Source organism: Dietzia sp. DQ11-44 (assembly GCF_014145205.1).
GTDB classification, from domain to species: Bacteria; Actinomycetota; Actinomycetes; order Mycobacteriales; family Mycobacteriaceae; genus Dietzia; species Dietzia natronolimnaea.
Genome location: NZ_JAALEC010000503.1, coordinates 1 through 5,303, shown reverse-complemented (window position 1 = coordinate 5,303; position 5,303 = coordinate 1). Strand labels below are relative to the sequence as shown.

Sequence of the window (5,303 nt, the reverse complement as noted above, 5' to 3'; positions counted from 1 at the left end):
ACCCGCGCGCGCAACCCGCCCAATCGCCGCCGCGACCCGTCCAGCCGCCGCCGCTCCAACGAGAAGAGCGTTCCGCGCACCTGCCTCTCGGGCGATGTGCGCGGAACGCTCTTCTCGTTGGGGCGGGACCGGACCGGTGGGGCGGCCCGACCGGGGGCTACTTCTCCAGGGCGTTGACCACCGTGAGCTCACCGTCGGAGTGCGAGACGCGGATGCGCTTCTTGTCGAGCTTGCCGACGGAGGTCTTGGGGATCTCGTCGACGAACGCGAACTTCTCCGGCACCTGCCACTTGGCCATCCTGGACTCGAGGTGCGCGCGCAGGTCCTCGACGTCGGGGTCGGCCACGCCCTCCTTGACCACGATCGTGGCCAGCGGGCGCTCGTCCCACTTGGGGTCGGGGATCCCGATCACGGCCGCCTCGGCCACGGCCGGGTGCTCGAGGAGGTAGTTCTCCACCTCCACGGAGGAGATCCACTCGCCGCCGGACTTGATGATGTCCTTGGCACGGTCGGTGAGCTGCAGGAACGCCTCGGGGCGGACGTAGCCGACGTCGCCGGTGCGCAGCCAGCCGTCGTCGAACGAGTCGGAGTTCTCCACCTTGTAGTAGCTGCCCGTGATCCAGGGGCCGCGCACCTGGAGCTCACCCACGGACTCGCCGTCCCAGGGCATTTCCTGGCCGGCGTCGTCGACGATCCGGGCCTTGACCCCCGCGATGAACCGGCCCTGCGTGGTGCGCAGGTCGAACTGCTTCTCCTCCGGCAGGTCCGCCTTCGGCCGCGACAGCGTGCCGATGGGCGAGGTCTCCGTCATGCCCCACGCGTGGATGATGTTGATCCCGTAGTTCTCCTTGAACTTGCGGATCAGCGCGGGCGGGCAGGAGCTGCCGCCCACGACCACGGCACGGAAGCTCGACATGTCGATCGGGTGATCGACGCTGTACGCGTCCACGGCCTGCCAGATCGTGGGGACGGCGGCGGCCAGGGTCGGCCGCTCGGAGGCGATCATCGCGGCCAGCGGCTCGGGCTGCAGGAAGCGCTCGGGCATGAGCAGTGAGGCACCCACCAGGAACGCCGCGTACGGCAGGCCCCACGACATCGCGTGGAACATGGGGACGATCGCCAGCACGTTGTCGTCGAGCGAGATGTCCATCCCGTCCGACATGCACACCTGCATCGAGTGGAGGTAGATCGACCGGTGCGAGTAGACGACGCCCTTCGGATCGCCCGTGGTGCCCGAGGTGTAACACATCGCGGCGCCGGAGTTCTCGTCGACCTCGGGCCACTCGAACTCGGTGGGCTGGGCCGCCAGAAGCGCCTCGTAGTCGTGCACCTGCACGCCCTCCGGGGCCTCGAGGTTCGCCGCACCGCCGCCGGTGACGATCACGTGCTCGACGGTCGAGAACCGCGGCAGCAGGGGCTGCAGGAGCGGGATCAGGCTCGGGTCGACGATCACGACCTTGTCCTCGGCGTGGTTGGCCACGAACTCGAGCTGGTCCGGGAACAGCCGGATGTTCAGGGGGTGGAGCACCGCGCCCATCGACGGGATGGCCAGGTAGGCCTCCATGTGCTCCGAGTTGTTCCACTGGAACGTCGCGACGCGCTGGTCTGCGTCGATCCCGAGCGAACGCAGCCCGTGGGCGAGCTGGGCCGCCCGCTTCCCGAGTTCGCCGAACGTGACTTTCCGCGGGCCCTGATCGGTCCAGGTGGTGACGACCGCGTCCGAGTGGACGGTCGCGCCGAACGTCAGGATGGTACTGATGTTCAGCTGTTCCGGCTGCATGGTGCTGCGCATGCGAGGGGCTCCTCACTCAGGGGGGTGTCGGGGGTCACTGCTGGACACGACTCTACCTGCCGTCCAGGGCGTCGAAGACCTCCTGGACCGTCTTCATGGCCGAGAGGGCCGCCGGCGCCCCGCAGTACCCCGAGGCGTGAATCACGGCCTCGGTGATCTCCTCGCGGGTGAGGCCGTTGGTCAGGCCGCCGCGCACGTGACCGGCCAACTCGGCGTTCGCCCGCAACGCCACGAGCATGCCGATGTTCAACAGGCTGCGGTCGCGGCGCCCGAGTCCCGGGCGGTCCCAGATATTCCCCCACACGTTCTCGGTGACCACGTACTGGAGGGCCTCGGAGGCGGTCCCCTCGGCCCGGCCCATCGCGCGGTCCACGAAGGCGTCGCCCATCACCCCGCGCCGGGTCGCGAAACCCCGCGACCGGAGTTCCGCGGCCGAAGGCCCCTCGCCTGAACCGTTCGTCGTCGTCATCTCGTGGTCCTTCCTGTCGGTGGGTGTCGGAGGGTGGTCACGGCCCATCCTGCCGTCGACCCGGGGGTCGGCTACCCTCGGAGGGTCCGGCTCCCCCGCCGGACACCCGTGGTGCCCGGCGGAAGTCGGTGTGAATCCGACGATGCCCGCGCAACTGTGATCCCGCCCCGAGCGGGCGCGCCGGGTCGGCCGGTACCGCGGCACCGTACGAACTGACCTCGCACGAAGGACGGTTGCGTGCCGCGGCGTCCGCGTCGCTGCCGAGCTGCTTTCGTCCTGGCGATCCCCGGAGGATGTCATGCACCTGTCTCGAGCCCGGACCACGCCGCGATCCCGCTCTCTGCTCGCCGCCGTCCTCACCACCGTCGCACTGGTCGCCACGGCCTGCTCCGGGGCGGACGACCCGGCGGCCGACCAGACCGACGGCACCGGCGCCGCCGCCTCGGGCGAGCCGCAGGCGATCATCTCGCTCAGCCCCACCACCACCGAGATGCTCTACGCCGTGGGTGCCGGCGACCGGGTGGTCGCGGTGGACGAACGCTCGAACTATCCCGCCGATGCGCCGGTCACCGACCTGTCGGGTTACACCCCGAACCTCGAGGCGATCCTCGGGTACCAGCCGGACCTGGTCGTGGCCACGGACGACACCGGCGACATCGTCTCCGGTCTCGAGCGGTCCGGGGTCGAGGTCCTGCTGCTCCCCGCCGCACGGACCCTGGACGACACGTACACCCAGATCGAACAGGTCGGCGCGGCCACCGGCACGGTCGGCGAGGCCGCCGAGCTGGTCTCGCGGATGCGGGGCGAGATCGACGAGATCGTGGCCTCGGTCCCCCGGCGTGAGACCCCGCTGACCTACTTCCACGAGCTCGACGACACCTACTACACCGTCACCGACGACACGTACATCGGCGAGGTGTACTCCCTGTTGGGGCTGACCTCCATCGCGACCGGCGGGGACGCCTACCCGCAGCTGTCCGAGGAACTGATCCTCGAGGCGGACCCCGACCTGGTGATGCTCGCCGACGGGCAGTGCTGCGGGATCACCCCGGAGGTCGTGGCCGAGCGTCCCGGCTGGGGCGAGCTCGCCGCGGTCAGGCAGGACCGCGTCTTCGTGGTCGACGAGGACCTGGCCAGCCGGTGGGGCCCGCGCGTGGTGGACTTCATGCGTGAGGTGGCCGGGATCATCTCCACACTGACTGTGAACGAATCACAGCCCGAGAGGGAACCTGCCTCGTGACCCGTGCGTCGCCCCGCCACGCCCTGGTGTTGGGCGGAGCGACAGTGCTCTTCCTCGTGGCGCTGGTGGCGGGCACGCTGGTCGGTCCCGCCGACCTCACCCCGCGGGGAGTCCTGCTCGAGCTGGTCGGGCGACTGCCGTTCGTGCACGTCGACTCGGGGTTCTCGCCTCGCCAGCAGGTGATCCTGTGGGAGATCCGGATCCCGCGGGTCGTGCTCGGCGGGATCGTCGGCGCGATGTTGGCGATCGCCGGTGCGACCTATCAGGGCGTGTTCCGCAACCCGCTCGCCGACCCCTATCTCCTGGGTGTCTCCAGCGGCGCCGGGCTGGGCGCGACGCTGGCGATCGTCGTGGGCGGGGCCATGGGTTCGGCGATGGTGCCCCCGGCGGCGTTCGTCGGCGGCATGATCGCGGTGATGGCCACCTACACCCTCGGCCGCAGTGTCGGTGGCGGTCGGACCGAGGTCGTGATCATCCTCGCGGGAGTCGCGGTCGCCGCGTTCGCGAGCGCCATCCAGACCTTCTTCATGCAGCGCAACGACGAGACCCTGAGGCAGGTGTACTCGTGGATGCTCGGCCGGCTCACGACCAGCGGCTGGTCCGAGGTGCTGACCGTGCTGCCGTACGTCCTGGTCTCGGTCGCGGTGATCGCCCTGTTCCGGCGCACCCTCGACGTGATGGCGGTGGGTGACGTCGAGGCCTCCACCCTCGGCATCGCCCCGGCCCGGGTGCGGCTGGTGCTCATCAGCGTCGCCACGCTGGGCACCGCCGCGGTCGTGTCCGTGAGCGGCCTGATCGGATTCGTCGGCATCGTGATCCCGCACGCCGTGCGGATGGTGATCGGCCCGGGCCACCGGTTACTCCTACCGCTGTCCCTACTGGTCGGCGCGAGTTTCCTCGTCCTGGCCGACATCGTGGCCCGCACCGCGGTGAGCCCGGCCGAGCTGCCGATCGGGGTCGTGACGGCGGCGATCGGGGCCCCGTTCTTCCTGTTCGTCCTGCGTCGGAGCCGGGGGCTCATATGACCTCCACCCCGGACGCCGGCGAAGCCCTGTCCTGCCGCGGTCTCCATGTGGCCCGTGACGCCGTGCCCGTCCTGCACGGGATCGACCTGGTCGTGCCCACCGGGACCTGGATCTCCCTGGTCGGGCCGAACGGCTCGGGCAAGACCACGCTGCTCTACGCCATGGCCGGGCTCATCCCGTCCCGTGGGGAGGTCGAGGTCATGGGTCTGTCGCCACGGAGGGCCGGGCGACGGCGGGTCGCCCGGATGGTGGCGCTCATGCCGCAACGCCCGGTCGTGCCCGAGGGCGTGAGCGCACGGGAGCTGATCCGGCTGGGCCGCACTCCCCACATCCCCCGCTTCGGCACCGAGTCGCCCCACGACCACGAGGTCGTCGAGGGAGTGATCGACAGACTCGCGCTGCACGACCTCGCCCCGCGCATCGCGACCACGCTGTCCGGGGGCGAGCTCCAGCGGGTGGTCCTGGGCCGGGCGCTGGCACAGGAGCCCCGGGTGTTGTTGTTGGACGAGCCGACGAGCGCCCTCGACATCGGGCACCAACAGCAGGTTCTCGAGCTGGTCGACTCGATGCGACGCGAGAGCGGACTCACCGTGGTGGCCGCCATGCACGACCTCACCTCCGCGGCGCACTACGGCGAACGCGTGGTCCTGCTCGACGAGGGCCGGATCGTCGCCGACGGCACCGGGGAGGACGTGCTGACCGTCGAACGGGTGGCCGAGGTGTACGACGCCCGCGTCGAGGTCCTCGACCGCCCCGACGGCCGCGCCGTCCTGCCGC

General features: G+C 70.5%; 5 protein-coding genes. 3 read left to right on the top strand and 2 right to left on the bottom strand.

The window, feature by feature from the left end:
* Nucleotides 1-157 precede the first annotated feature (157 nt).
* Together G6018_RS12600 and G6018_RS12595 are read right to left on the bottom strand one after the other, a co-directional pair.
* The gene (locus tag G6018_RS12600) at nt 158-1,792 is read right to left on the bottom strand and encodes a long-chain fatty acid--CoA ligase (RefSeq protein ID WP_182610385.1); all 1,635 of its coding nucleotides are present in this window, start codon (nt 1,790-1,792) and stop codon (nt 158-160) included.
* Between the two features lie 52 nt (nt 1,793-1,844).
* Nucleotides 1,845-2,261, bottom strand: coding sequence for a carboxymuconolactone decarboxylase family protein (locus tag G6018_RS12595; protein WP_179523766.1), 417 nt, complete (start codon nt 2,259-2,261; stop codon nt 1,845-1,847).
* Nucleotides 2,262-2,559: 298 nt separating this feature from the next.
* Between G6018_RS12595 and G6018_RS12590 the strand changes: the two genes are divergently transcribed.
* From G6018_RS12590 to G6018_RS12580, 3 genes are all read left to right on the top strand, one after another.
* Nucleotides 2,560-3,501 carry an ABC transporter substrate-binding protein gene (locus G6018_RS12590; protein ID WP_182639776.1) on the top strand — a complete coding sequence of 314 codons (942 nt, stop codon included), beginning with the start codon at nt 2,560-2,562 and terminating at the stop codon, nt 3,499-3,501.
* Entirely contained in the window at nt 3,498-4,526 is a 1,029-nt protein-coding gene (locus G6018_RS12585; RefSeq protein ID WP_179523768.1) for an iron ABC transporter permease, read from the top strand. Before G6018_RS12590 ends, G6018_RS12585 begins: the two co-directional genes overlap by 4 nt.
* A partial coding sequence (locus G6018_RS12580; protein WP_182610387.1) for an ABC transporter ATP-binding protein occupies nt 4,523-5,303 on the top strand: 781 nt, incomplete at its 3' end. The genes G6018_RS12585 and G6018_RS12580, both read left to right, overlap by 4 nt.

Bases quoted from the DNA above. Each gene is read 5' to 3' on its own strand.
- G6018_RS12600 (WP_182610385.1), bottom strand. From the start codon at position 1,792: ATGCGCAGCACCATGCAGCCGGAACAGCTGAACATCAGTACCATCCTG.
- G6018_RS12595 (WP_179523766.1), bottom strand. From the start codon at position 2,261: ATGACGACGACGAACGGTTCAGGCGAGGGGCCTTCGGCCGCGGAACTC.
- G6018_RS12590 (WP_182639776.1), top strand. From the start codon at position 2,560: ATGCACCTGTCTCGAGCCCGGACCACGCCGCGATCCCGCTCTCTGCTC.